We start from the raw sequence: 390 nt of genomic DNA, 5'->3' as shown, positions 1-390 counted from the left end.
ATTATTAACAAATGACGCTGACAACCAATGGACATTGGCACCTGTAGTGGCTGCTATTATTGGTTTATCATTAAATGTAGGTGCGTATGCTTCGGAAATTATTCGTGGCGGTATTATTTCTATACCGAAAGGACAAACAGAAGCTGCATATTCCATCGGTATGACGTATGGTCAAACGATACAACGTATCATTTTACCGCAGGCAATTCGAGTGTCGATTCCTGCACTAGGTAATACATTTTTAAGTTTAATCAAAGATACATCATTATTAGGATTTATTTTAGTGGCTGAAATGTTTAGAAAAGCTCAAGAAGTTGCGTCTACAACATATGAATATTTAACAATTTATGTGTTAGTTGCGCTAATGTACTGGGTGGTATGCTTTATTAT

At 35.6% G+C, this 390-nt stretch carries 1 protein-coding gene; it reads left to right on the top strand.

Annotated elements, in window-relative coordinates; translation table 11 throughout:
* On the top strand, nucleotides 1–390 hold a 390-nt coding region (locus tag J1M37_RS11045; RefSeq protein WP_206452660.1), incomplete at both ends, for an amino acid ABC transporter permease.

The sequence above is a fragment of the Micrococcus sp. KRD012 genome (genome assembly GCF_017168555.1).
Classification (GTDB): domain Bacteria; phylum Actinomycetota; class Actinomycetes; order Actinomycetales; family Micrococcaceae; genus Micrococcus; species Micrococcus luteus.
This window is presented reverse-complemented; position numbering and strand designations above follow the sequence as displayed.